This window comes from Kribbella capetownensis (assembly GCF_004331485.1).
Lineage (GTDB): Bacteria > Actinomycetota > Actinomycetes > Propionibacteriales > Kribbellaceae > Kribbella > Kribbella capetownensis.
The window spans coordinates 684350-706701 of record NZ_SJKD01000004.1; the positions used below are offsets into that span (position 1 = coordinate 684350).

The following is a 22352-nucleotide window of genomic DNA, read 5'->3' on the forward strand; positions in this document are numbered from 1 at the left end:
TGACCCGAGTGGGCGCCCCTGGCCGAGGGCGCCCACTCGATCGTCGACAATCGGCAGTTGCTCAGCCGGCGGCGATGCCCTCCGCGCCGGCGGCGTTGGGGACGACAGTGCTGCTGGTCTTGGTCAGGGATCCATCAGACTCGATCCGGAACGCGTCCACAGCTCCTACCTTCCCCGTCTGGACGTAGATGTAGCGGTTGTCCGGGGTGACCGCGGCGTCGACGGTGCCTTCACCTGTTGCGGTGTTGCCGAGGGCAACCGGCGAGCCGTCATGCTCCGCGTGATATCCGGACACTGAGTTGCTTCCCGCGTTGGACAGGTAGTAGTTGCCGCCGGCGCCGGCGATCCAGCAGGTCGCCATCTGCCCGGTCGCGGTCCGATTCAGAAGGCGCAGGCGATGACCGCGCTCGACAGCGTACGTCGCGACGGTATTCGTGCCGGCCTCGGCGACGGCCAGATGACCGAAGTGGTCGAATGTCGCCGCGAACGGAACGTTGCCGGCGTCGTCGACAAGCACGGGCGCCTTGGTCAAGTGCCCTAGACCAGACCTGCCGAACACGACCAGACTGTTGCCGGCTGCCTTGGTCGTCACGATCACCGAGGACCCCTGCGGAGTCACGACAACCTGGCCCGGAGTGTGCGTGAACTCCTGCGCGCCCGTCGTGACCGGCAGGCCGAGGGCGCGATGTTCACTGGGCAACGGCACCAGGTGCCCGAGAACGCTGAGATAACCCTGTACTGCGCCACCTGCGCGCGCATTCAGGACATACACCTCGGCGCCGTGGACGGCGACGCTGACGGGGAAGGTTCCCCCGGAGTTGATGATCTGCCGGCGAATCAGCCGGTCGCCGGCGACACCGAACACCGTCACGGTGTTGCTTCCCGCGTTGACGACGTACAGGGTGCGATGTGCCTTGTCGTAGGTGACCGATCCTTGCGAGGCAAGGCGGTCGACCACCGCGCCGTCAAGGGTTCCGCCACGACCACCCGTTGGGTACGTGCCGGCCTGGTGCAGGGAGCCATCGGCTGAACGGCGGTAGGCCACGACCTGGTTGCCCGCGGGGTCGTCGTTCTGCACAAAGACCATGCCCTGCGGTGCCGAATCAGGGGAGGCAGTGGCGGTCGCTGGCGTCACGCTGAGTCCGATCGTCAGTGCAAGAGCGGAGACAGCTACAGCGGAGACAGTACGTTTCATGGTTCTCCTCATCGAACCTCAATGGTGTTGATCCAAACCCCGGTGTCGCGGCGACGATCTGCTCTTACCCGCACACCGGCAGTTTGTTGAGATTTCATCTACGTGTAAACATCGGTCGTGCCGGTCTGCGGGTCGCGGGCAGCGCGGACGGTGAACAGCGTGGCCGCGAGGGTGAGGACGCCGTACCCGAGAGCGATGTGCGGCAGCGAGAAGGTCTTGGAGAGCTGGCCCGAGATGAGGCTCGGGAAAGCGGCAGCGCTGTAACAGATGAGGTAGATGACGCTGAAGATCGGTGCCCGATCGGCCACGGAGCTGCCGTGCAGCAAGCCGCGGGTGGCGGCACTGATGGCGATGCCTTGAGAGGCACCGGCGACGATGGTTGCCGCGATGAACAGCACCGGCGTGCCGGTGATGATCGCTGTGATGACGCCGATCATTCCGGCCAGGAACGCGGTCATGCCGAGGCGTTGGGCCGCCGCGGGTCTGAACCGGCCGCCGAGAGGCGCACCCAGAGCGCTGGGGGCCATGTAGGCCGCGAACACCAGTCCGAGGACGAGCGAGCTGCGGCTGTGGAGTTGTTCTTCGATCAGCGCCGGCACGAAACCCTGGTAGAAGGCCCCGGTCGCCCAGGTGGACAGGAACACTGCCCCCGCGACGGGCAGCAAACGCCTGATCCTGGCGGGAAGGCCGACACTGGGTCGCAGTGATCGCCAAACGCCCGGTGCCGGAGTGACCGTCTCCGGGCTGATGGCGATGAGGACAGCCGACAGGAGGAGAAGACCGACGGCGATCAGGTAGATGAGGTCGCGTGGCCACGGACCGAACTGGACCAATGCGCCGGAAGCAATGGCGCCAACTGCGAGGCCGAACATCGGAGTCTGGCTGGAGGCGACGGACGCCAGCCAGGCCGGCCTCCTTGGTGCGGCGTCAACGATGTAGGCGGTGACGTTGCTGCTGGCCAGCCCGGCACCCAATCCCATCAGGAGCCGGCCAGCGAGCAAGGTACCGACGTCGTGCACGTTCAGCAGCAGGAGGCAGCCCAGCATGAGCAGGCCGAGGCTGGCGAGCGAGGCGGGCCGTCGCCCCAGGTGATTGGACAGCCGCCCTGTCACCAACAGCGCGACAAGGGTGGGGAGGTCGTAGGCAACGACGGCCAGCGAGATGTCGGCGTTCGTGAACCCGTCCTCGGCCCGGTAGGTGTTGAACAGCGGGATCGGCGCGGCCGACGCCGCAAACGCGGCCGCCAGGGCAGCCACCGCAGAGAAGAACGCCAGCCGGAGCGTTCTGCCCCGGCGATCCAAGTTGATCGCCGGGGCCAGGTTTTCCATCGAGCCGTGCCTTTCGAACGAATGCCGTCCCCCGCCTCGCCGCGGGTGTTAGACGAAGGTGAACAGTTCGTCCTCGTCGAATCGCGAGATCGGGTTGCTGTACTGCTTCTTGGGGTCGGGGTAGCCGAGCGCCAGCAGCACGGTCGTGGCATGTCCCGTCTCGCGGATCTTGAACGCCTTGTCGACACTGGTCGGGTCGAACCCCTCGAGTGGTGTGGCCTCGACACCGAGCTCAGCGGCCGCCATCATGGTCAGACCCACGGCCATGTAGGTCTGCTTCTCCATCCAGTGGTTCAGGTCCTTGTAGCCGTAGTTGCGCAGGTTGAGGAAGTCGCGGGTCATTGATTCCCACAGCTCCTGCTTTGCCGGGTCGGGGAACCGGCCGTCGGCCCGCTCCTTGCTGAATACCGCCTCGACGTGGCTCTCGGGCAGATCCGCCCGGGTGGTGAGGATGATGGTGTGCGACGAGTTCAGGATCTTCTCGGCGTTGTCCTGGAATCGTTCGCCCAGGTTGTCCGCCAGCTGCTTCTTGCCTTCGTCCGTGGCGAGAACATAGAAGTGGTTCGGCTGAATGTTGGTCGACGTGGGCGTCGAGCGCAGGAACTTCAGCAGCTGCTGAAGAGTCTCCTCCGGGATCGTCCTGCTGGCGTCGAAGTATCTGGTGAGGTGCTTGCCCATGAGCTTGTCGAGATCCATGTCAATCTGCTTTCTTCTTGCAATCAATATGTGCGGAGCGGTGGCTGGTGCGGTGGTCTAGTTCTTGCTGCGGGCAAGTAGTTCGCCGACGCGCTCGAAGCTGATGCCGGTCGCGGCCGACGCCAGGTCGCCCGCGACGAGAGCCTTGGTGGCTTCTTCGAGTGCCCCCATCGCGTGGACGTAGAGCCACGGACCCAAGCTGATCCGTTTGACCCCGGCCTTCTGTAGCTCAGCGACGGTCAGCACGTTGTCCGCCGGTGACACGAGGACATTGACCGGTGTCGGTGCGACCGCCGTGACGATCGCGTCAAGTGCGTCGAGGTCAGGTGGGTACGGCGCGTACAGCACATCCGCGCCGACCTCGGCGAAGGCCGTCAGACGCCGGATGGTGTCGTCGAGATCGGGTCGGCCCTGGATGAAGTTGTCGGTGCGGCCGGTGACGACGATCCGTCCCTTGGCCGCGTCGACGGCACTACGCACGCGATTGACTGCTTCGTCGAAGTCCCGGATCGGTCGGCCGGGATTGCCCGAGGTGTCCTCGATGCCGATGCCGGCCAAGCCGTACTCGACTGCGGCTTCGACAGTCGCTGCGACATCCTCGGGCGTGTCGCCGTACCCGTCTTCGAAATCGCCGTTGATGGGCAGCCCGGTGAGCCGGCCGAGCAGTCCCGCATGCTTCAGATGCTCGTCGCGGGTGACTTCGTGGCGCCCGTCGGGCCGGCCGAGCGTGGCGGCGAGCGCCACTGACGATGTTCCGATCGCCTCGAAACCGGCATCGGCCAGCATCAACGCCGACAGGCCGTCCCAGGCGTTCGGCAGGACGAGGCCACTGTCGCGGGTGTGCAGTGCCATGAATTTCTCATAAAGTTCGGAGCCCGGCATGTCGCATCTTTCCTGAATGATCGTTGGGGCAGTGAGGGTTCACCGGACCGTGGGCGCGGCCTCGACGGAAGGTCCGCTGCTCAGCCGGGCGTAGCGCTCGAGTCGAGGGCGGGGATGTCGATGTCGGTCTGGTTGACGTTGTTGATGAAGTTGGTGAGCAGGGCCTGCACCGCGACCGTGACGATCGCCAGGATCTCCGAGTCGGTGTACCCGGCGCCTCGGACAGCCGCGAGGTCGGCGTCGCTGACCTGGCCGTTGCTGTCGACCACCTGCTGAGCGAAGCGAGCGGCTGCGGCGCGCTTGGGATCAACCGAGCTCCCGGCGCGGGCGAGGTCGATGTCCTCGCTCGACATGCCGCCGAAGGTGGAGGAGGTGTACGTGTGTATGGCCAGGCAGTAACTGCAATCGTTGGCTTGTGAGACGGCCAGAGCGATGCTGTGCCGGGTTTTGGCGTCCAGAACCCGGCTCATGGTGGCTTGCAGAGTCGTGACGGCCTCGAGCGCGCTCGGGTTCGACGCGATGGTCTTGAACATGTTCGGGACGAACCCGAGCTGCGCGCCAACCTTGTCAAGGATCTGCCGCGCGCCGGCAGGGACATCATTCACAGCGGGAGTGTTCAGTCGTGACACAGCGAACCGACCTTCGGTAGGGGGCGAGTGGTTAGCGTCAGGCCCGAGCCGGTTCTTACCGCCGCTGGGGCCGATCCCCGTTGTGGTCCGGGGCACCTATTTTCTGGGCTAGCTAGCCCACTTGCTGTAGTTAACACTACAAAGGTCTGGGCTGTCAAGCCCAGTTTGCGGTATCGTGTGACGCATGGAAGCCACTACGGGAGCTCGAGTGCCTCCCAAACTCACTGGCAGGGGACAGGCGACGCGCGGCCGCATCCTGGAACATGCTGCGGAGCTCATCTACGCCAAAGGCGTCCACGCCACGAACAACGAGCAGCTCCGGCGCGCCGCCGGCGTCAGCGGATCGCAGCTCAACCACTACTTCCCGACCAAGGAGAGTCTCGTCCTGGCGGTCATCGCTTGGCAGGCCGAGCGCGTGCTCGCGTTCCACCGCAGTGCGCGATTCACCAGCTTCGACAGCCTCGACGGGTTTCGGGAGTGGGCGAAGTACTACACCGCCTATGAGCGCTCCTACCAGGACGGATGCAGTCTCGGCTCACTCGCGAGTGAGATCATCAAGACGGATCTCGACGTTCACGAGGAACTCGCCGGCGCGTTCGATCAGTGGACAGACATCTTCCGTGACGGACTTCTGCAGATGCAGCGACTCGGCCGCCTCGACGCCGACGCGGATCCCACGCGGCTCTCCAATCTGCTGCTCTCCGCATACCAGGGCGGCATGCTCCTCGCTCAGATCGCTCGGGATGTCGTGCCGCTGGAAGACGCGTTGTATGGAGCCATCGACTACGTGCAGACCTTCACGACGTCGACTTCCGGTCGCGACGTAAGATCCGCGCCGGTCTGAGCAACTAACGGGTAGAGCACCAGAAACTCGAGTCGAAAGAGGAGTGGATCACCGCGGACGCACGAGAACTGCAGAAGATCGCAGGCGACTTCACCGCGAATCTGCCCGGAGCCGACCTGGAGCATCGTCTCGACCCCGACTGGGATCTTTACAAGGTGAGCGGCAAGGTCTTCATGCTCATGACCGACCTGCCGGGGCGCCCTGTCGTGGTCCTGAAAGCTGATCCGGACAACGCCGCGGCCCTACGCGAGCAGCACGCAGACATCACCCCCGGCTATCACATGAACAAGAAGCACTGGATCACCCTGGAAGGCGGCGGCACCGTCGACGAGAAGCTGGTGAAGCAGCTCGTCACCGACTCCTACCGCCTCGTGGCGGACGCCCTCCCGAAGTCCAAGCAACCCTAGGATCCGCGAACTCACGGCGCAGCAGATCCTGCAGATCGTCGTCGAGGGACCCCACGCCCGTGACGTACGTGGTCGAGCGCGGGGTGACCTCGTCGGCCCACAGGGTTTCTGCTTGTCCTGCAGTCTCGTTTGGACGATGCCGACCCGCTTCAACAGCGTGCAGCGGATGTGGTTGGGGTACGCCGTCCAGCCACCACCGCACCGTCCAGCCAACACTCGCCGACAGGGTGCTCAGCGTGAGCAAGGCGGTCGTGAACCCCGCCGCATCAGGGGCCAGATCCTTCGTCCGGTCGCCGGGTCGGTCGTCCCAAACCGGGCACATGGCCGATCATGACGCCTCCGCAGGAAGTCCAGGCACGTCTCCGCAGCGGGGAGGGGAAGTCGTGGTTCTGTACGGGGAGGGGCTATGTGGGAACCGGATGGGTGGGATGTTCGTTGCCGGATCGGCGTACTGACGCCGCACGGTGATGTAGGGCCGGAGTCGGAGTTGCAGGCGATGGCACCCGATGGAGTCCAGGTGCACGCGGCGCGGGTGCCGTTCGGGGCGATGGCAGCCGGTGGCGAGATGGATCCGACAATCCCGCTCGCGCCTGTCGAGGCGTTCGTCCAGCCGCCCCACATCGACGAGGCCGCGGCACTGCTCGCCGCCGCACCGCTCGGCGCGATCGGCATCGGGTTCACGAGTTCGTCGTACGTCAGCGGCCCGGATCGCGAGGTCGAACTCGTCGAGCGGCTCCAGCAGCGCACTGGTGGCATCCCTGTCGTTGCGACCTGCGCGGCCGCGGTGGCCGGGTGCTCCGCGCTTGGGGTGCAACGGATCTCGCTGGTGAACCCGCCGTGGTTCGACAGGGAGCTCGACCTGCTGGGAGCGCGGTACTTCGAATCGCAGGACCTCACCGTGGTTCAGCACGGTCCCTGCGGTCTACCGAGCAATCAGCGGAGCATCAACCCGAGCCAGCTCTTCGCGTGGGTCGTCGAACACACGCCGGACGAGGCCGACGCCGTTTTCATCGGCGGCAACGGCTTCCGTAGCGTGGGTGTGATCACCGCATTGGAGCAGGATCTCGGCCGCCCTGTTCTGACCGCCAACCAGTCACTCCTGTGGGGACTGCTGCGCCCTGCAGGATCCCATGCAAGACCAGCAGGCTACGGAGCCCTGTTCGCCCTACCGAGTGCAGATCATCCCTAGCGAAAGGCCTTCGGCGGCAACCCCAATTAAGGACTCACCCGGCGGGTGTGCATCCCCAGGCCGGCCATGAAGGAGGTCAGGAGGCTTTGGCCTATCGGCCAAAGTCCGAGGGTGCTGTCGGAGTTGATGTGCCCCGCCGGGCCGACGTCCACCACGGGGACTTGCCAGTCCTCCGCCAGGCGAGTCGCCGCGTTGAGGCTGCAGTACGGGTCGTCGGAGCTTGCAACGATCACCGCGGGCACACTGATCGGGTTCGCAGGCGGCTTCGCGAAGGGCCCCAGGAGGTCGCTGGGGAATGTGGGGGCGAGTGAGTCCGGAGGCGCGACCAGGAAGAGGCCACGAACTGCCGGGCCCTGTGGCCGGGTGAGCGATGGGCCGGCTTCTCGTTCGGAGGTCAGCCAGTGCACAGCGGCGTAGCATCCCACGCTGTGCGCAATGAGCAGAAGGCCCTTCTCGCCGTCGTCGTTGCCATCGGCATCGGAGTTGGCGGCGACGTCGAGGGCCCGGAGCCAGTCGTTCAACTCGGGATGCGACCAGGACCGCGGCGCAATCCTGGTCGCGTTGGGCAGCCAGCGTGACTGCCAGGCCGACTGCCAATGGTGATGGTCCGAGCCGTTCCAGCCGGGGACGATGATGAAACGCATGAGACGCAGCTCCTTGCGGGTGGTGGTGAGCTGACATCATGGGTGAAATCATCGGTACGCCACCCACGGTTCCGATGAAAGCAAAGCAATCCACGGCACGAAGGACGGGTTCATTGGACGACGTCGATCTGAGGATCCTGGAGATCCTGCAAACCGATGGCCGACTCAGTGGGACGGACATCGGGCGGGCGGTACATCTGTCCCAGCCCGCCGTGTCGGCCAGGATCCAGCGACTCGAGCGTGCCGGCGTCATCAAGGGCTATCGGGCGGTCGTCGATCCAGCAGCGATCGGTCTGAACATCCACGCGATCGTCCGTGTCCGGACTCCGCATGCGCGGATCACCGAAGCGCTCGAAGTGTTCGAGAGGCTTCGTGAGGTGACCACTGCGTACCGGTTGACCGGTGAGGACTGCTTCCTCCTGGAGGTCCATGCTGCAGATGCCGGCCGGCTGGAGGAGGTCGTCGACGCCATCGGGCGTCTCGGTCCTGTCACAACGTCTCTGGTACTGCGTGACTACCTGCACAAGTCGTTGCCGGCGGCCATCGAGGAGACCTGACCCATCGGGAGAAGTTAGCGCGCAGACCTGGTGACAGGTTAGGCCGTCCCGCGTGCCTCAGGCGGCAGGTCGCGGCGAAGCAGCGCGCGAGTTCCGCGCGGCAGGACTCCGGCGAGCCGCACGTGATCGGTGATCGCCTTGTGCAGGGCGAGCACGGCCTTGGAGGGCTTGATCTCTTCGCGATAGGTGAGCCGCACGACCCGGCTGAGGCCCGGAGCGTCGAACCGCGTGACCCGGAACCTGTCCTTCACGACGGTACTCGGCACGACCGCGATTCCCATCCCGGCGTCGACACACTCGAGAACGGCGTCCATCTCGCCGCCCTCGATGGCGAACGACGGCTCGAAACCTTCGGCGCGGCAGGCGTCCACAGTGGCCTCGCGCAGGTCGTAACCGCGTCGGAACATCACCAGCGGCCGGTCTTCGAGGTCGACGATCTTCATTCTCGCCCGGCGTACAGGCCTTGGTCGGCTCTTGGCAGAGATGACGACGAGTTCCTCGACGAACAGTGGCTTCGTGGCGAGCTGGCTGCGGTCCCGCCTGCGGGAGTCGACGATCATCGCAAGGTCCAGCAGGCCCTCGGAGACATCGTTCTGCAGATCCCGCGAGCCGCTCTCCCGAAGTGTGAGATCGATCCCAGGGTAGACCTTGCGAAACCCGGCGAGCATCGTCGGCAACAGGCCGGTGCACAGGCTCGGTGGGGCGCCGAGACGCACGCGACCGCGTCCCAACTGGTCGAGTTCTCGCACAGCCTGATAGGCCGCGTCCGTCTCGGCCAGGATGCGGCGGGCGATCGGTAGCAGGGTCTCGCCGGCTTCGGTCAGCGACAGATTTCCACGAATCCGGTGAAAGAGCTCGGCGCCGATGTCACGCTCAAGGGCGCGCACCTGCTGCGAGACGGAGGGTTGGGCAACTCGCATGAGCTCAGCGGCGTGGGTGAAGTGGCGAGTGTCGGCGACTGCGACGAAGTAGGTGAGCTGGTGGAGTTGCATCGAATCATCATAGGCATCGCCTCTGCTGGTGAGACCGATTTTGTCTTTGCCCTCTGATCGGCCGCGGCCATACCGTCGGTCACGTGTCCAGGGATATCGCTGTTGAGCCGCGAACGTTTGCGTTGATCGGTCGGTTCTGGGCTTCGACGATCGGCAAGAAGGCGGTCATGGCGGTGACCGGTCTGGTGATAGTCGCCTATCTGTTCGCGCACATGCTCGGCAACCTGAAGGTCTTCCTCGGTGCCGACGCCATGAACGAATACGCGGCATGGTTGCGCAGGATCGGCGAGCCTGCGCTTCCCATGGGTGTGTTCCTGTGGGTGATGCGTTGCGGGTTGCTCCTGATGGTCGCCCTGCATATCGTCGCGGCCGCACAGTTGACTTCACGAGATCGTCGAGCAAGGCGCGTCGGGTATGTACATGGCCGACGGCGGAGCTTGAGGGGCTTTGCGCCCAGCACGATGCGCTGGGGTGGCGTGACGCTTGCCCTCTATGTTGTCTGGCACGTCCTCGACCTGACCGTAGGCGTCGCCAACCGCGACTATGTCGAAGCCGATCCCTATCACAACGTCGTCGCGGACTTCAGTGTGTGGTGGGTCGATGCGCTCTATGTCGTGGCAATGCTGATGCTCGGGCTGCATCTCAATCACGGCATCGCAAGCGCGGCGCGGACGCTCGGCCTGGCAGGCGGGCGGGTCGGCATTGTGGGCACGCTGGTGGCTGTTGTGATCACCGCCGGATTCCTGGCGGTCCCGATCGGTGTCATGGCCGGATTGGTTGGGTGAGCGTGGTACAGCATCATGTCGGTCGTCCCGTCTCCGACACGAAGGCGCCGGACGTGGCTCTCGAACGGCGGTGGGACGAAAGACGATTCACGGCGAAGTTGGTGAATCCGGCGAACCGCCGCAGGCACCGCGTCATCGTGGTCGGCACCGGCCTGGCAGGTGCGTCGGCAGGTGCGACGCTGGCCGAGCAGGGCTACCACGTGGTGCAGCTCTGCTTCCAGGACTCGCCTCGCCGTGCCCACTCGGTCGCTGCACAAGGCGGCATCAATGCGGCGAAGAACTACCGCAACGACGGCGACTCGGTTCATCGGCTGTTCTACGACACGGTCAAGGGTGGCGACTTCCGCTCGCGTGAGAGCAACGTGTACCGGCTCGCAGAGATCTCCACGCAGATCATCGACCAGGCCGTCGCTCAAGGCGTGCCGTTCGCGCGTGAGTACGGCGGCTTGCTGGATACGCGCTCGTTCGGTGGCGTGCAAGTGCAGCGCACCTTTTATGCACGCGGTCAAACGGGTCAGCAGCTGCTGCTCGGCGCCTATCAAGCGCTGTCGAGGCAGATCGATGCCGGTCGTGTTGAGATGCACGCACGGACGGAGATGCTGGATCTGATCGTCGTCGACGGTCGCGCACGGGGCATCATCGCCCGGAACCTGGTGACCGGACAGATCACGACGCATGTCGCCGACGCCGTCGTCCTGGCGACCGGTGGCTACGGCAATGTCTTCTACCTGTCCACCAACGCCAAGGGTTCGAATGCGAGCGCGATCTGGCGCGCGCATCGGCGCGGCGCTTACTTCGCGAACCCCTGTTTCACACAGATCCATCCCACCTGCATTCCTCGCTCCGGTGTTCATCAGTCGAAGCTGACGCTGATGAGCGAGTCGCTGCGCAACGACGGCCGAATCTGGGTGCCGAAGGTCCAGGGCGACACGAGGTCGCCCGACCAGATCCCGATGGACGAGCGCGACTACTACCTCGAACGGATGTATCCCAGCTTCGGAAACCTTGTTCCGCGCGACATAGCCTCGAGGGCGGCGAAGAACCAGTGTGATGCCGGCTTCGGGGTCGGGCCAGGGGGATTGGGCGTCTACCTGGACTTCGGTGACGCGATCCAGGAACTCGGACGTCCGGCGATCGAGGCCCGATACGGGAACCTGTTCGACATGTATCAGCGGATCACCGCCGAGGATCCGTACCAGGTCCCGATGCGTATCTACCCGGCGATCCATTACACGATGGGTGGGTTGTGGGTGGACTACGATCTGCAGAGCACGGTTCCCGGCCTGTTCGTGATCGGGGAGGCCAACTTCTCCGACCATGGCGCCAACCGACTCGGGGCATCGGCGCTGATGCAGGGTCTCGCCGACGGGTACTTCGTCGTGCCGACCACGATCAACGACTACATCGGCAGCAACACCTTCGACGCAGTCCCCGCGGCACATCCGACGGTCCAGCAGACCCAGCGCGACGGACAAGCTCGGCTGGAACGGCTGCTCTCGATCGGCGGTACGCGGACCGTCGACTCGTTCCATCGCGAGTTGGGACTCCTGCTGTGGGACCACTGCGGCATGTCCCGTAACGAGAGTGGTCTGCGCGAGGCATTGGAACGGGTGCCCGAGCTGCGCGCGGACTTCTGGCATTCGGTCCGCGTCCCGGGGGAGGGAGCCGAACTCAATCAGGAGCTGGAGAAGGCCAATCGAGTTGCTGACTTCCTCGAGCTCGCCGAGCTGATGCTGGTGGACGCCTTGGTCCGCGAGGAATCGTGCGGAGGGCATTTTCGCGAGGAGCATCAAACCGCTGCCGGTGAGGCTCTGCGAGACGATGCACGCTTCAGTCATGTCGCCGTGTGGGAACACGGCGACCGCCCTGTGCTGCACCGAGAAGAGCTGACCTTCGACCACGTTCGGCCGACACAACGGAGTTACACATGAAGCTCACCGTGCGGATCTGGCGCCAGTCGGGTTCCGGCGATCGAGGACGGATGGTTTCGTATGCCGTGCAGGACATCCGCCCTGAGATGTCGTTCCTGGAGATGCTCGACGTGCTCAACCAGGACCTGATCACCAACGGTGAGGATCCGGTCGCCTTCGACCATGACTGCCGGGAGGGCATCTGTGGGGCTTGCGGGGTGGTCATCAACGGAAGGGCCCACGGGCCGGAGCAGACCACCACCTGCCAACTGCACATGCGCGCGTTTCGCGATGGTGATGTGATCGACGTCGAGCCGTGGCGGGCGACGGGCTTCCCCGTGGTGAAGGATCTGGTCGTGGATCGGTCGGCGCTGGACCGAATCGTCCAGGCCGGAGGTTACATCACCGCGCCCACGGGCAGCGCTCCGGAGGCACACGCGATACCGGTTCCAAAACACGACGCTGAGCTTGCGTTCGACAATGCCACCTGCATCGGCTGCGGTGCCTGCGTGGCAGCGTGCCCGAACGGGTCGGCGATGCTGTTCACGTCGGCGAAGGTCACGCACCTGAACGTGTTGCCGCAGGGCCGGCCTGAGCGCGAGCAACGCGTACTCGACATGGTCGCCGCGATGGACGACGAAGGATTCGGCGGATGCACGAACACCGGCGAATGCGTCAAGTCGTGTCCGAAGGAGCTTCCCTTCGCCAGCATCGCCAGACTGAATCGCGAGTTCCTGCGCGCGTCCCGCTGACGCCGAAGGGTGGTGGTCACATCCGGGCCGTGACTGTCTGTTCCTGGTGCTCGAGCGGGCTGATCAGCAAGCTGACGTCGAGAGCAGGCGCCGAGTGCGTCAGTGCACCGACGGAGAGGGCATCGACCCCGCTGGCGGCGAGGTCGGCGACAGTCTCGAGATTGATGGTGCCGGAGGCCTCGAGCCGGCAGTCGGATCCGGATGCGTCACGCTGCTCGACGACAGACCTGATGATGTCGGTGGACATGTTGTCGAGCATGATCCAGTCGACCTGACAGTCCAGTGCTTCGCGGGCCTCGGCCAAGGTGGTCACCTCGACTTCGACGGCCAGGTGCCGGCCAGCCACAGCCATGCCGTCGCGGACCCTCCGGACGGCCCGGCGGACGCCACCTGCGGCAGCCAGATGGTTCTCCTTCAGAAGAACCATTGCGGCGAGGTCGAGTCTGTGGTTGGTTCCACCGCCGCAGGTCACCGCGTACTTGTCGAGGGCCCGGAGACCGGGCGCTGTCTTGCGAGTGTCGAGAAGCTTGACGTCGTGTTGCCCGACTGCGGCCACGAAGGCGGAGGTCAGCGTTGCGATGCCTGACATTCGCTGGAGGAAGTTCAAGGCCACCCGCTCGCCGGTGATGATCGAGCGCGCCGGTCCGCTGATCCACGCGAGCGGCTGCCCGGCGCGAACTTGGTCGCCGTCGTCGACGGCCGGTCGCGCGGTGACGGAAGGGTCGATCGCGTCGTAAACGCCTTCTGCCAGTGCCAGGCCCGCTACTCGACCTGGCTGCTTCGCGATCATCACTGCCTCGACGTCCAGTTGCGCAGGTACGCTCCATCGAGTGGTTACATCGTTCGCTGCGTGGTCCTCGGACAGCGCGACATTGACGGCGGCCCGGATCGTGTCGGTCGGCAGTTGCATGAGTTCGTCTACCTGCTTTCGTTTTGTGGTGTTCAGGAGCTGCGCTTCTGCAGCTGCTTTGCCGTCGGCAACCATTCGTCGATCCAGGTGCGGCGTGATCAGGTGAGTCACGGCGACGGCGGCCCGGACTACGCTGCGACGATGTTTCGGCTACCTACCGATTCGATCGCGTCGGCGCGCTCTGCGGCATACCGGCAGCGAGCTCGCTGACGACGGCAGCAACGGTCTGCACGCTTCGGATGGTGCCAACGCCTTGACCTGCGTACATGGCCAGGGCCTCCAGTTCGCCGGTCATCCCGGTCAGCGGCACGGTGTCGTCGTACCGTCGGATCGGCCCGCCGTCGGCACGATGTGCCACCACATCCCGCGCGAGGTCGGCAGCGAGGCTGCTGTTCCGCAATGCGCGATGCGGGGCGTCCGGCCAGCCGCCGTCGAACCGGGTCGTCCACACCGCGTCCTCCGCGTCCGCGGCGACAATGGCGCGGCGATAGACGACGTGTGCACGAGACTCCCGGGTGCCGACGAATCGAGTACCGACCCAAACTCCGGAGGCACCCAGCGCGAGCGCGGCGGCCATCCCGCGCCGGTCAGTGATCCCGCCGGCGGCCAGCACCGGCACGTCCACGGCATCCACCACCGCCGGCACGAGCGACATCGTGCCAACCGTTCCACGCACATGCCCGCCCGCCTCGAGCCCCTGCGCCACCAGGATGTCCACGCCGCACCCCTCAGCGTGACGTGCCTCCTCGGTGCTGCCAACCACGTGCACGTGAGTCGCTCCAGCGGCCGCGATCCGCTCATGTACTTGTCCGGCCTCACCCCAGAACGTCGAGATCACCGGTACCTCGGCTTGCAATGCGACCTCGAGCAGCGCGTCGATCGGGAAATCGAGCACGAGATTGACGCCGAAGGGAGCGGCCGTCAGCTTCCGCACCGCGGCGATATCGGCTGCCAGCCCTTCCGGGCTGTGCCACGTGGCGGCCAGCATGCCGAGCGCTCCAGCCTCACCGACAGCAGCAACCAGCTCCGGTGACACCGCCGACCCGATCGGCGCTTGCACGATCGGCAGCCGGGTGCCGAGTATCGCCATGTCCAAGGCCTTCCTCAGTCTCTCGAACTTCGAGTCGACGTGCCGGTCGTCAGCCCGTCAGTCTGCTTCTATATTAGCAGCAGAACTTCGTGTCGTCTCCGACATTGTGAGCGAGGTACGTCGATGGGTGCGGCTGCCCGGCTGTCGCGAGCGATGACTGATGGACGGCGTCTACGGAGATTGACTCCAGCGATTCTGCGCGGTGATGCGTCACCGCGCCGCGGTCAGCGACGGCGCAGGCTTGCGGCCCATTTCGTCGCCCAGGCGTCGAGGGGGCGCAGGTGGCCCAGGAGAGAGGCGCCCTGATCCGTGAGGACATAGCCCTCGCCCTCGTGGGTGACCAGCTTTGCTTCGCCGAGCTCACGCAGGCGTGTCGTGAGCACGCTCGACGAGACATCTCCGCAGCGGGCTTGGAGTCCCCGGAACGTCTGCGGAGTCGAGTCGCGAAGTTCCCACATGATGCGAAGCGTCCAGCGACGTCCGAGCAGATCGAGCAGGGCCATGATCGGCCGCCCTGTGCGGGAGCCACGCGTCGGACGGCCAGGCAACGGTGCGGGTGGCATGCATCTCCCCTTCTGGTCTGCGAAGCACTGGGCGACCATTGTTCAGCAACCTCGCGGCGGGTACGGCGCCCCGGTGAAAAGTGAGGCACCGTGAGTGAACCCGACCTGGCCTCAGAGTTCGTCGGCAAGGAAGTCGAAGCCGATGCCGATCCTGTTACCGGACTCGATCGCGTGACGATAGCAGAGCCAGGACACGGCGAGATCTTGCCACGGCAACCCAATCGGCGCGTAGATCGTGACCTCCCGTGCAGATCGTCTGCCCGCGATCGCGCCGGTCAGGACTTCCGCCAGGGTTCCGGCGGCTGTATCCGCGCTGAGGCCACTGTTGCCGAGGGCGCCCATCTGGATCGAGAGGGCCAGGTCGTCGACGAATACTCGCCCACGCTCAAGCGCCGTTCGTCCGAGCTCCAACTTTCCCGGCTCGTCTGCACCGACGGATGTGACGTGCTGACCGTCGACGAGATCGCCGGCCTCCAGTAACGGCTTCCTCGACCATGTCGCACAGATGACGATCTCGGCGCGCCGTACTGCGGATGAGACTGAGTCCGCCACAACACATCCACCAGCTGCGACGGAGTCCTGACGCGCGGCCCAGGTCGCGGCCCGAACCCGATCGAGATCGTGGACCCACACGGTCCCCAACGGCCGGAGCGTGGCGAGCCCGCGCAGAATGAACTCGGATTGGGTCCCCGCGCCGATCACTGCGATGTCTCGGGCATCGGCACGAGCCAAGGTGTGGGTACCGATCGCTGCTGCGAGCCCGGTTCGCCAGGCCGTGACACTCGCGGAGTCGAGGAGTGCGAGCAATGCGCCGGTGGAGAGGTCGTGCAGGCAGACCACGCCTCTGAGCGCCGGACGGGCGCCCGGGAACTTGGCGTTGACCTTGACCGAATATGCGGGGATGCCCTCGATCAGACCCGGAATCAGCGTCGTCGCGGTGCCAGGTCCGGGCAGGTCGGTGCGCACACGCTGGGGGCGAATCGACGGGGGCGCCGATCGGAAGCCGGCATCGAGCACATCCAGGCATCCCCGAAGGTCGAGCGCCTGACCGATGTCCCTTGCGGAGAGCAGAAGCGTCACCTCGTCGTCTCCCGTCTCCTAGGGCGAACCCTGGGCAGCGACGGGGTGTTGGGCTCGCGAAGAAGGCGCACGGCCCGGGCGACGTACGAGATGGAGTGATACCACCCGCACAGCAGGAGTAGATCGACGACTTCGTCTTCGTTCAGTTGCTCGCGCAGTTCGCACCACTCGTCGTCGTCAAGGTCGCTGTTGACATGGAGTGCGTCGACGGCACGAATGACTGCTCGATCGCTGGGCTCGGTCCAGCAAGCATCCTTGGCCTGGCCGTCGGCCAGTGAACGAATCTGAGCCTGGGTCAGACCGGCCTTGTCCGCGAAGACGCCGACGTGGACTCCCCACTCGTACTCCGCACCGCACAGTGCGGTCGTCCGATCGATGATCAACTCGCGGTGGCGCAGGGAGAGGGCGGACTGGCGTGACAGGTAGTACCGGCCCCAGCCCTGGATCCCGCGGGCTCGGGCGGGGCACCGGGCGAGCAGCCGGAACAGTCCGATGGGCGGGCCGAGAGCTTCTATCGCAGCGGCCGACTGCTCGTCGAAGGGTGGCTCGAGTGGAGCGATCCGCGGCATCAAAGACCTCCTCATAGTAGATGCGGCCTGTGCGGTCGTCGCGGCTGCGACCGCACACGGAGAGCTGAGGTTGTCTATGGCGAGGACCGCCCGGCCATAGAGGAACGGATCCGCGACAACCTGCGGTCTGACTCATGCTCGGGTCAGGTCGCATCCGGCAGGGACGGTGCGTCGCGCAGGAGCCATCCCAGGTCCATCTCGCCCGACCGAGTCTGTCCGCCGGCTTCGAGGAACGCTTTCATGCGGTGCCTGGTGTCGGGCAAGGCGAGAAGCTCGCTGAAAAGGTGCGCCTCCTCCTGCAATCCTTCGTAGCGGCCGTTGGCTGCGACCTGCACACTGCGCTTGGCGCGCCGGACGGCATCGGCGGAGAATCCTGCGATCCTTTTCGCGAGGGTGTCGACGAAGCCGGCCAACTCGTCCGCCGGAAGTGCGCGATTGACCCAGCCATAACGTTCGGCGAGCTCCGCGTCGAAGTCGGCGCCCCCGAGGATGGCCTCCAGGGCACGGGATCGGCCGACCAGTTCGGGCAGATTCTGCGTGCCCGCTCCTCCCGGCAAGAGGCCCACGGCGACCTCGAACTGGGCGAGTACGGCCGAACCCAGGGCCGCGAACCGCATGTCCAGCGCCAGGAGGAACTCGCTGCCGGCGCCCCGCGCCCGCCCCTCCACCCGGGCGATGGTCACCTGCGGCAACTGGCGGTAACGCTCGAGCAGCTGATGGAAAGGCTTGAGCCCTCCGAGCCGCACCGGCGGCGCCGTCCGGCCAAGGAGATCGTCGACGTCGTAGTGGGCCAGGAAGTAGTCGGGGTCGGCGCTGCCGAAGACCACGACGCGGGTATCGCCGTCGCGCTCGAGAACTCCGGCCAACTCGACAAGCTGGCTCACGAGTTCTGCGTCGACGAGGTTCATCGGTGGGTGGGCGAACTCGACGTACATGACTCCGTCCTGGCTTCGGACCCGCAAACTGGGGAGCTCGATCATCGGTGCCGCCGCTTGCCGTGCTTCGAATTTAGAGGCATGTCGCCGATGCTATCGACGCCGCCCGGCAAAGAGAAGCGGCTGTGCCCTAGATCGCACCTGTCCTCTGCATCGTGAGCCACGATCACCGCGTTCGGCCGATGCGGACTGTCACTCGACGGCCTCGGACCAGCGGGCTCGGTCGAGGATCTCGCGGGTGCGGTCGGGGGAGATCCGATGGGAGGCGATGTTCTCGGGCCAGTCGGCGACCTCGGCGGAAGCCCAGTCGGCCCAGTCGGCGACAAGAGCGTAGAAGTCGGTGAGGAAGGCGCCGAGGAGGAGGGTGGTGGCGCGACGCTCGGCGTACCGGCCGTCGCTCGCGTCCAGGAACCTCTCGCCGGCCTCGATGTTGCCGGCGTTCCGCTCGACCGCCCAGGCGCGGGCACGGGCGATCGAGGCGAGCGCGTCGGCGCGGGTGCCGTGGTCGGCGAAGATCAGCTTGACCAGGCCCTCGAACTCGAGCGCGGGGCCGTCGCCGGGCTCGGCCAGCCAGGCGGCGAGGGCGCGGCGGCCGGAGCGGGTGATCGTGTAGACGGTGCGCGGGCGGCGGCCGACCGCATCCTCGCGGGCGGTGGCGTACCCGTGCTCGACGAGCTTCTTCGGCTCCTCGAAGAGCTTGCTCTGCGCGCGCGGCCACACGCGCCCGACGCTGCGGTCCATCGCCTTGGCGAGCTCGTACGTCGAGTGCGGGCGTACGGCGAGCAGGCCCAGGACGCCGTACGTGGTGGTGGTCAGCCGTGGACCTCTTGACATGACCCTCCCTTCGGGACTAAATCGGACACATAGTCTCTTTGGGACTATAGGGGGTGAGGAGCATGAATGATGTGACGATGGCGATCGACCCGCGCAACTCCGGCCAGCTTCGTACCTGGGACGGCGAGCACGGTGCCTATTGGGCCGAGCACGCCGACACGTACGACCACAGCTACGCGGACTACCAGCCTGCGCTGCTCGCTGCGATCAGCGCCCAGCCGGGGGAGCGCGTCCTCGACGTCGGATGCGGGTCCGGCGAGCTGGCGATCGACATCGTCAGGAGTGTGCCGGGTGCCAGTGCCGTGGGCGTCGACCTGTCGAACGCGCAGCTCGACGTTGCGCGCGGGCGTGCCGGTGGCGTCGCCACGAAGTTCGTGCAGGCCGATGCGCAGCTGCACGACTTCGGCGAGGCGGCCTACGACGTGGTCGCGAGCCGGACGGGGACGATGTTCTTCTCCGATCCGGGGATGGCGTTCGCGAACCTCGCCCGCGCCACCCGGCCCGGCGGCCGTCTCGTCATGTTCGTGTGGCGCGGGATCGAGGACAACGAGTGGCTGCGCGAGTTCACGGGTGCGATCGGACGCGTGTTGCCGCTCGACCCGCCGCCTGCGGACGCGCCCGGACCGTTCGCGCTGAGCGACCCCAGCCGGGTTCGCGATCTGCTCGAGGGAGGCGGCTGGGCTGAGGTGGCATTCGCGGCCCACGACGCGCAGCTGTGGTTCGGAGCGGACGCCGACCGGGCGACGACGTTCATGGTCGGTCAGATGGCGTGGCTGTTCGCGAAGCTCGACGAGGGTGGCAAGCGGCAGGCGGAGTCCAACCTGCGCGCGGTGATGGCGGACCATGAGGGCGCGGACGGCGTACGCCTGGGGTCGGGCGCATGGATTGTCACCGCTCGCCGACCGTCATGATCGCCGATGCCAGATCGGTTTCAAGGGACTGCCATCGTGATGGAACCTGAGCCCTAAGGGACCAGGGATGCGACGAGTGCCGGGGTGACCTCGTCGAGGGATGTGACAACGGCGCTCGCCAGGGCGAGCGCGTCTTGCTGGGGCGGGTAGGTCGGATTGGGGATGGCGATGACGTGGACTCCGGCCGCGGATGCGGAGCGGAGGCCGTTGCTGGAGTCCTCGATCGCGACGACTCGGGACACGTCAGCTCGCAGCCGTCGTACCACGTCGTTGTAGACCGCTGGTGACGGTTTGCCTACTGCGACTTCCTCGGTGGAGACCGTGACCTGGAAGTGTCTGGTCAGGTTGGCGGAGTCGAGTACGGTCTCGATCAGCTGCCGGGGTGAGGACGATGCCAAGCCCAACGGCCAGTGGTTCGCGAGCCGCTCCACGGCCTCGACGGCTCCGGGCAAAAGCGGCAGTTGCTGGCGATAACGGGCCACCATGCCACCGGTGACGATTGCCGCCACGTCCTCCGGACGGCCGGGCACGCCGACGACATCGGTCAGGTATGCGGACCACTCCGGCGTACTCATGCCCTGTAGCGCTCGGGTCGCCGTCGTGGGCCAGGATCGACCGGCGTCTGCGACGACATTTCGCCGTACCTCGTCCCACAGCGGCTCGGAGTCGATCAGGACGCCGTCCAGGTCGAAGACCACGGCCTGTACCTCGTTGTGTGTCATATCCCCTCCGTGTGAGCCACGCGCCAGAACCCGGTGCGTCCTCATCGTCGCCTGTCTGGCTCCTCGTCACTGACAGGATGGGCGCATGACATCCGGGTCAGTACTTGTCGAGCGTGACGACACCACAATGGTGGTGACCATCAACAGGCCGCACCGACGAAACGCAGTCGACCGCGCGACGGCCGACGAGCTCAGCCGGGCCTTCCGTGAGTTCGATCAGGACTCGCGATTCTCGGTCGCGATCCTGACCGGCGCTGGTGGCACGTTCTGCTCGGGCGCTGACCTGAAGGCGTTTCAGGCAGGTGAAGGGAACCGGGTCGAGCCCGACGGCCACGGGCCGATGGGGCCTACGCGGCTGAAGTTGTCCAAGCCCGTGATCGCGGCGATCTCCGGGCACGCCGTCGCGGGCGGGCTGGAGTTGGCGCTGTGGGCGGATCTGCGAGTTGCCGACGAGAGCGCGGTTCTCGGGGTGTTCTGCCGTCGCTGGGGTGTTCCGTTGATCGACGGCGGCACGGTCCGCCTGCCGCGGCTGATCGGCGAGAGCCGTGCCATGGATCTGATCTTGACCGGTCGGGCCGTGTCTGCGCGGGAGGCGTACGAGATCGGGCTGGTCAACCGCATCGTTGCACCGGGGGAGTGCCTGGCTGCTGCGCGGCAGTTGGCCGGCGAGTTGGCGCAGTTCCCGCAGACATGCCTGCGGCGCGATCGTGCCTCGCTGATCGAGCAGCACGGCGTGGAGCTGAACGCCGCGATGGCGAACGAGTTCCGTCATGGTCAGGTCTCGATGGCGGCCGACGCGGCAGCCGGCGCCGATCGGTTCGTAGCAGAATCCGGCACCAACCAGCCCTGAGCTCAAATCGGTCAGCAGGAGAATCTCGGCGACCTGTCGAAGGGAGTTGCTGAGCGGGCGGGGAGGACTGTCCGGTCTCCCAGCGCCGCAAGGTCCGTGGATGGATGCCGGCACGCTCGCTGAACTCTTCCTGCGTGAGGAGCGCGCGCATCCGCGCAGCACCGAGGTCGCCGGTCCAGGTTCGATCACTCCTGCCTCCGCGTCGAAGTTCGGTGGCGAGAGGTGCGACCGTGCCGGACGAATCGGGAAGTGTCCGGCGGATGTCCGGTCGGTGACCTGGGATGAGGGCGTGCCTCGGCGAAGAATTCGATCAGGACGGAAGGCCGCTCCGACCTTCTGACGATGACCAGCCCAGCGGACAGCGAAGGCAGCATCCACATCACCTCGGCCGATCCCGACGCACCTCTCGACATCGATCCCAACTACCTCGCCACCGAGCACGACCGCACCACGTCGGTCGACCCTGCCCGGACAGCACTACTCGGAGTGTCTGCTCACAGCGCCGCGTGACTCGCCGGGTCGAGGTGGTGTCCGAGAAGGGCCGCGGCGCGTGTTCGCGCTCAGCCGCATGTGCGCGTTGATCGACAGAGGGGCTCGGACGAGATCCGGGCTTCGTACGACGTTCTCAGGAGAGTTCATGCACAACACTGGTAATCAGGCCGCGGCAGGCACGCCGACCGCAACGAAGGCAGCGGTAGGATCGCGCGTTGCCGACCACGGCCTCCCTACGGTCTCGCCTCTGCCGCTGATGGAGCTGTCGATCGGTTTCTGGTCGTTCAAGGCGCTCGCGACTGCACAGGAGGTGGATCTCTTCGGCCGTCTGTCCGGGACTGGCGGTCGTACGGTCGACGAACTTGCGGGGATGCTGGGGGTTGATCAGCGGCCCGTCGAGTTGCTGGTGACCGCGTGTGCGTCGATCGGGTTGCTCGAGCGGCGGGACGGGCGCTACGTGAACAGTGCGCTGGCTGATGAGTTCCTCGTTCCCGGCAAGGCGTACGACTTCGGCGGTTGGGTGCAGATGCTGGACCGCCGGCTCTACCCGGCGTGGGGCAGGCTGACCGAGGCGGTGCGAACCAAT

At 66.0% G+C, this 22352-nt stretch carries 26 protein-coding genes and 1 pseudogene; 11 read left to right on the forward strand and 16 right to left on the reverse strand.

The features are described 5' to 3' along the window. Positions 1-61: 61 nt before the first annotated feature. The 5 genes from E0H75_RS21485 to E0H75_RS21505 form a co-directional block, all read right to left on the reverse strand. Positions 62-1195, reverse strand: coding sequence for a lactonase family protein (locus tag E0H75_RS21485; RefSeq protein WP_131515382.1), 1134 nt, complete (start codon positions 1193-1195; stop codon positions 62-64). Positions 1196-1293: 98 nt separating this feature from the next. Then, positions 1294-2523: an MFS transporter gene (locus E0H75_RS21490; RefSeq protein WP_131515383.1), complete on the reverse strand. Its 1230-nt coding sequence runs from the start codon at positions 2521-2523 to the stop codon at positions 1294-1296. 48 nt (positions 2524-2571) lie between these two features. Further along, positions 2572-3219, reverse strand: coding sequence for a nitroreductase family protein (locus E0H75_RS21495; RefSeq protein ID WP_131515384.1), 648 nt, complete (start codon positions 3217-3219; stop codon positions 2572-2574). A 57-nt stretch (positions 3220-3276) separates the two neighbouring features. Beyond that, a complete protein-coding gene (locus tag E0H75_RS21500; protein ID WP_202873091.1) occupies positions 3277-4071 on the reverse strand; it encodes an isocitrate lyase/PEP mutase family protein in 795 nt (264 codons plus the stop codon). A gap of 110 nt (positions 4072-4181) precedes the next feature. Then, entirely contained in the window at positions 4182-4706 is a 525-nt protein-coding gene (locus E0H75_RS21505; protein ID WP_202873092.1) for a carboxymuconolactone decarboxylase family protein, read from the reverse strand. 208 nt (positions 4707-4914) lie between these two features. Here E0H75_RS21505 and E0H75_RS21510 point away from each other — a divergent pair, with 208 nt between their 5' ends. From E0H75_RS21510 to E0H75_RS21520, 3 genes are all read left to right on the forward strand, one after another. After that, a complete protein-coding gene (locus E0H75_RS21510; RefSeq protein WP_131515387.1) occupies positions 4915-5574 on the forward strand; it encodes a TetR/AcrR family transcriptional regulator in 660 nt (219 codons plus the stop codon). Between the two features lie 101 nt (positions 5575-5675). Then, complete coding sequence (locus E0H75_RS21515; RefSeq protein ID WP_272948918.1) at positions 5676-5981, forward strand: MmcQ/YjbR family DNA-binding protein; 306 nt, start codon at positions 5676-5678, stop codon at positions 5979-5981. A gap of 406 nt (positions 5982-6387) precedes the next feature. Beyond that, positions 6388-7170, forward strand: a complete 783-nt coding sequence (locus E0H75_RS21520) for a maleate cis-trans isomerase family protein (RefSeq protein WP_131515389.1) — start codon at positions 6388-6390, stop codon at positions 7168-7170. Positions 7171-7196: 26 nt separating this feature from the next. Here E0H75_RS21520 and E0H75_RS21525 read toward each other — a convergent pair whose 3' ends face one another. Further along, positions 7197-7814: an RBBP9/YdeN family alpha/beta hydrolase gene (locus E0H75_RS21525; RefSeq protein WP_131515390.1), complete on the reverse strand. Its 618-nt coding sequence runs from the start codon at positions 7812-7814 to the stop codon at positions 7197-7199. 113 nt (positions 7815-7927) lie between these two features. On the opposite strand from E0H75_RS21525, the gene E0H75_RS21530 reads away from it, so the two are divergent. Next, positions 7928-8371, forward strand: coding sequence for an Lrp/AsnC family transcriptional regulator (locus E0H75_RS21530; protein ID WP_202873093.1), 444 nt, complete (start codon positions 7928-7930; stop codon positions 8369-8371). Positions 8372-8409: 38 nt separating this feature from the next. Here E0H75_RS21530 and E0H75_RS21535 read toward each other — a convergent pair whose 3' ends face one another. After that, positions 8410-9363 carry a LysR family transcriptional regulator gene (locus E0H75_RS21535; RefSeq protein ID WP_131515391.1) on the reverse strand — a complete coding sequence of 318 codons (954 nt, stop codon included), beginning with the start codon at positions 9361-9363 and terminating at the stop codon, positions 8410-8412. A gap of 83 nt (positions 9364-9446) precedes the next feature. Here E0H75_RS21535 and E0H75_RS21540 point away from each other — a divergent pair, with 83 nt between their 5' ends. The 3 genes from E0H75_RS21540 to E0H75_RS21550 are packed head-to-tail and all read left to right on the forward strand — an operon-like array spanning position 9447 to position 12810. Next, positions 9447-10148, forward strand: a complete 702-nt coding sequence (locus tag E0H75_RS21540; protein WP_238163174.1) for a succinate dehydrogenase cytochrome b subunit — start codon at positions 9447-9449, stop codon at positions 10146-10148. Continuing rightward, positions 10136-12079, forward strand: a complete 1944-nt coding sequence (locus tag E0H75_RS21545) for a fumarate reductase/succinate dehydrogenase flavoprotein subunit (RefSeq protein ID WP_238163187.1) — start codon at positions 10136-10138, stop codon at positions 12077-12079. Before E0H75_RS21540 ends, E0H75_RS21545 begins: the two co-directional genes overlap by 13 nt. After that, positions 12076-12810: a succinate dehydrogenase/fumarate reductase iron-sulfur subunit gene (locus tag E0H75_RS21550; RefSeq protein ID WP_131515392.1), complete on the forward strand. Its 735-nt coding sequence runs from the start codon at positions 12076-12078 to the stop codon at positions 12808-12810. The genes E0H75_RS21545 and E0H75_RS21550 overlap by 4 nt, the downstream gene beginning before the upstream one ends. A 16-nt stretch (positions 12811-12826) precedes the next feature. On the opposite strand, the gene nadC is transcribed toward E0H75_RS21550, so the two are convergent. The 7 genes from nadC to E0H75_RS21585 form a co-directional block, all read right to left on the reverse strand. Then, positions 12827-13720: a carboxylating nicotinate-nucleotide diphosphorylase gene (gene nadC, locus E0H75_RS21555; protein WP_131515393.1), complete on the reverse strand. Its 894-nt coding sequence runs from the start codon at positions 13718-13720 to the stop codon at positions 12827-12829. Between the two features lie 154 nt (positions 13721-13874). Then, entirely contained in the window at positions 13875-14810 is a 936-nt protein-coding gene (locus E0H75_RS21560; RefSeq protein WP_131515394.1) for an NAD(P)H-dependent flavin oxidoreductase, read from the reverse strand. Positions 14811-15034: 224 nt separating this feature from the next. Continuing rightward, positions 15035-15313, reverse strand: coding sequence for a winged helix-turn-helix transcriptional regulator (locus E0H75_RS21565; RefSeq protein WP_238163175.1), 279 nt, complete (start codon positions 15311-15313; stop codon positions 15035-15037). Between the two features lie 171 nt (positions 15314-15484). Beyond that, entirely contained in the window at positions 15485-16453 is a 969-nt protein-coding gene (locus E0H75_RS21570) for an ornithine cyclodeaminase family protein (protein ID WP_131515396.1), read from the reverse strand. Next, the gene (locus E0H75_RS21575) at positions 16450-17022 is read right to left on the reverse strand and encodes a carboxymuconolactone decarboxylase family protein (protein WP_131515397.1); all 573 of its coding nucleotides are present in this window, start codon (positions 17020-17022) and stop codon (positions 16450-16452) included. Before E0H75_RS21575 ends, E0H75_RS21570 begins: the two co-directional genes overlap by 4 nt. Before the next feature lie 143 nt (positions 17023-17165). After that, positions 17166-18002, reverse strand: a complete 837-nt coding sequence (locus E0H75_RS21580; protein ID WP_131515398.1) for an enoyl-CoA hydratase/isomerase family protein — start codon at positions 18000-18002, stop codon at positions 17166-17168. Positions 18003-18149: 147 nt separating this feature from the next. Then, entirely contained in the window at positions 18150-18791 is a 642-nt protein-coding gene (locus E0H75_RS21585; protein WP_131515399.1) for a PadR family transcriptional regulator, read from the reverse strand. 62 nt (positions 18792-18853) lie between these two features. Between E0H75_RS21585 and E0H75_RS21590 the strand changes: the two genes are divergently transcribed. Continuing rightward, positions 18854-19702, forward strand: a complete 849-nt coding sequence (locus E0H75_RS21590) for a class I SAM-dependent methyltransferase (RefSeq protein WP_131515400.1) — start codon at positions 18854-18856, stop codon at positions 19700-19702. A 53-nt stretch (positions 19703-19755) separates the two neighbouring features. On the opposite strand, the gene E0H75_RS21595 is transcribed toward E0H75_RS21590, so the two are convergent. After that, positions 19756-20424, reverse strand: coding sequence for an HAD family hydrolase (locus tag E0H75_RS21595; protein ID WP_131515401.1), 669 nt, complete (start codon positions 20422-20424; stop codon positions 19756-19758). An 85-nt stretch (positions 20425-20509) separates the two neighbouring features. On the opposite strand from E0H75_RS21595, the gene E0H75_RS21600 reads away from it, so the two are divergent. Further along, positions 20510-21274 carry a crotonase/enoyl-CoA hydratase family protein gene (locus tag E0H75_RS21600; RefSeq protein WP_131515402.1) on the forward strand — a complete coding sequence of 255 codons (765 nt, stop codon included), beginning with the start codon at positions 20510-20512 and terminating at the stop codon, positions 21272-21274. A 61-nt stretch (positions 21275-21335) separates the two neighbouring features. Here E0H75_RS21600 and E0H75_RS45055 read toward each other — a convergent pair. Beyond that, positions 21336-21425 (reverse strand): annotated as a pseudogene (locus E0H75_RS45055) (helix-turn-helix domain-containing protein); the annotation flags it as partial. 191 nt (positions 21426-21616) lie between these two features. Here E0H75_RS45055 and E0H75_RS43655 point away from each other — a divergent pair. Further along, the gene (locus E0H75_RS43655; protein ID WP_202873094.1) at positions 21617-21784 is read left to right on the forward strand and encodes a GMC oxidoreductase; all 168 of its coding nucleotides are present in this window, start codon (positions 21617-21619) and stop codon (positions 21782-21784) included. 238 nt (positions 21785-22022) lie between these two features. Beyond that, positions 22023-22352 (forward strand): methyltransferase family protein (locus E0H75_RS21615; RefSeq protein WP_272948915.1); only part of this gene is annotated, 330 nt, incomplete at its 3' end.

Coding starts and splice junctions, on each gene's coding strand:
- E0H75_RS21485 (WP_131515382.1), bottom strand. CDS start 1,195: ATGAAACGTACTGTCTCCGCTGTAGCTGTCTCCGCTCTTGCACTGACG.
- E0H75_RS21490 (WP_131515383.1), bottom strand. CDS start 2,523: ATGGAAAACCTGGCCCCGGCGATCAACTTGGATCGCCGGGGCAGAACG.
- E0H75_RS21495 (WP_131515384.1), bottom strand. CDS start 3,219: ATGGATCTCGACAAGCTCATGGGCAAGCACCTCACCAGATACTTCGAC.
- E0H75_RS21500 (WP_202873091.1), bottom strand. CDS start 4,071: ATGGCACTGCACACCCGCGACAGTGGCCTCGTCCTGCCGAACGCCTGG.
- E0H75_RS21510 (WP_131515387.1), top strand. CDS start 4,915: ATGGAAGCCACTACGGGAGCTCGAGTGCCTCCCAAACTCACTGGCAGG.
- E0H75_RS21520 (WP_131515389.1), top strand. CDS start 6,388: ATGTGGGAACCGGATGGGTGGGATGTTCGTTGCCGGATCGGCGTACTG.
- E0H75_RS21525 (WP_131515390.1), bottom strand. CDS start 7,814: ATGCGTTTCATCATCGTCCCCGGCTGGAACGGCTCGGACCATCACCAT.
- E0H75_RS21535 (WP_131515391.1), bottom strand. CDS start 9,363: ATGCAACTCCACCAGCTCACCTACTTCGTCGCAGTCGCCGACACTCGC.
- E0H75_RS21550 (WP_131515392.1), top strand. CDS start 12,076: ATGAAGCTCACCGTGCGGATCTGGCGCCAGTCGGGTTCCGGCGATCGA.
- nadC (WP_131515393.1), bottom strand. CDS start 13,720: ATGCAACTGCCGACCGACACGATCCGGGCCGCCGTCAATGTCGCGCTG.
- E0H75_RS21560 (WP_131515394.1), bottom strand. CDS start 14,810: ATGGCGATACTCGGCACCCGGCTGCCGATCGTGCAAGCGCCGATCGGG.
- E0H75_RS21565 (WP_238163175.1), bottom strand. CDS start 15,313: ATGGCCCTGCTCGATCTGCTCGGACGTCGCTGGACGCTTCGCATCATG.
- E0H75_RS21575 (WP_131515397.1), bottom strand. CDS start 17,022: ATGCCGCGGATCGCTCCACTCGAGCCACCCTTCGACGAGCAGTCGGCC.
- E0H75_RS21580 (WP_131515398.1), bottom strand. CDS start 18,002: ATGATCGAGCTCCCCAGTTTGCGGGTCCGAAGCCAGGACGGAGTCATG.
- E0H75_RS21585 (WP_131515399.1), bottom strand. CDS start 18,791: ATGTCAAGAGGTCCACGGCTGACCACCACCACGTACGGCGTCCTGGGC.
- E0H75_RS21590 (WP_131515400.1), top strand. CDS start 18,854: ATGAATGATGTGACGATGGCGATCGACCCGCGCAACTCCGGCCAGCTT.
- E0H75_RS21595 (WP_131515401.1), bottom strand. CDS start 20,424: ATGACACACAACGAGGTACAGGCCGTGGTCTTCGACCTGGACGGCGTC.
- E0H75_RS21600 (WP_131515402.1), top strand. CDS start 20,510: ATGACATCCGGGTCAGTACTTGTCGAGCGTGACGACACCACAATGGTG.
- E0H75_RS43655 (WP_202873094.1), top strand. CDS start 21,617: ATGACCAGCCCAGCGGACAGCGAAGGCAGCATCCACATCACCTCGGCC.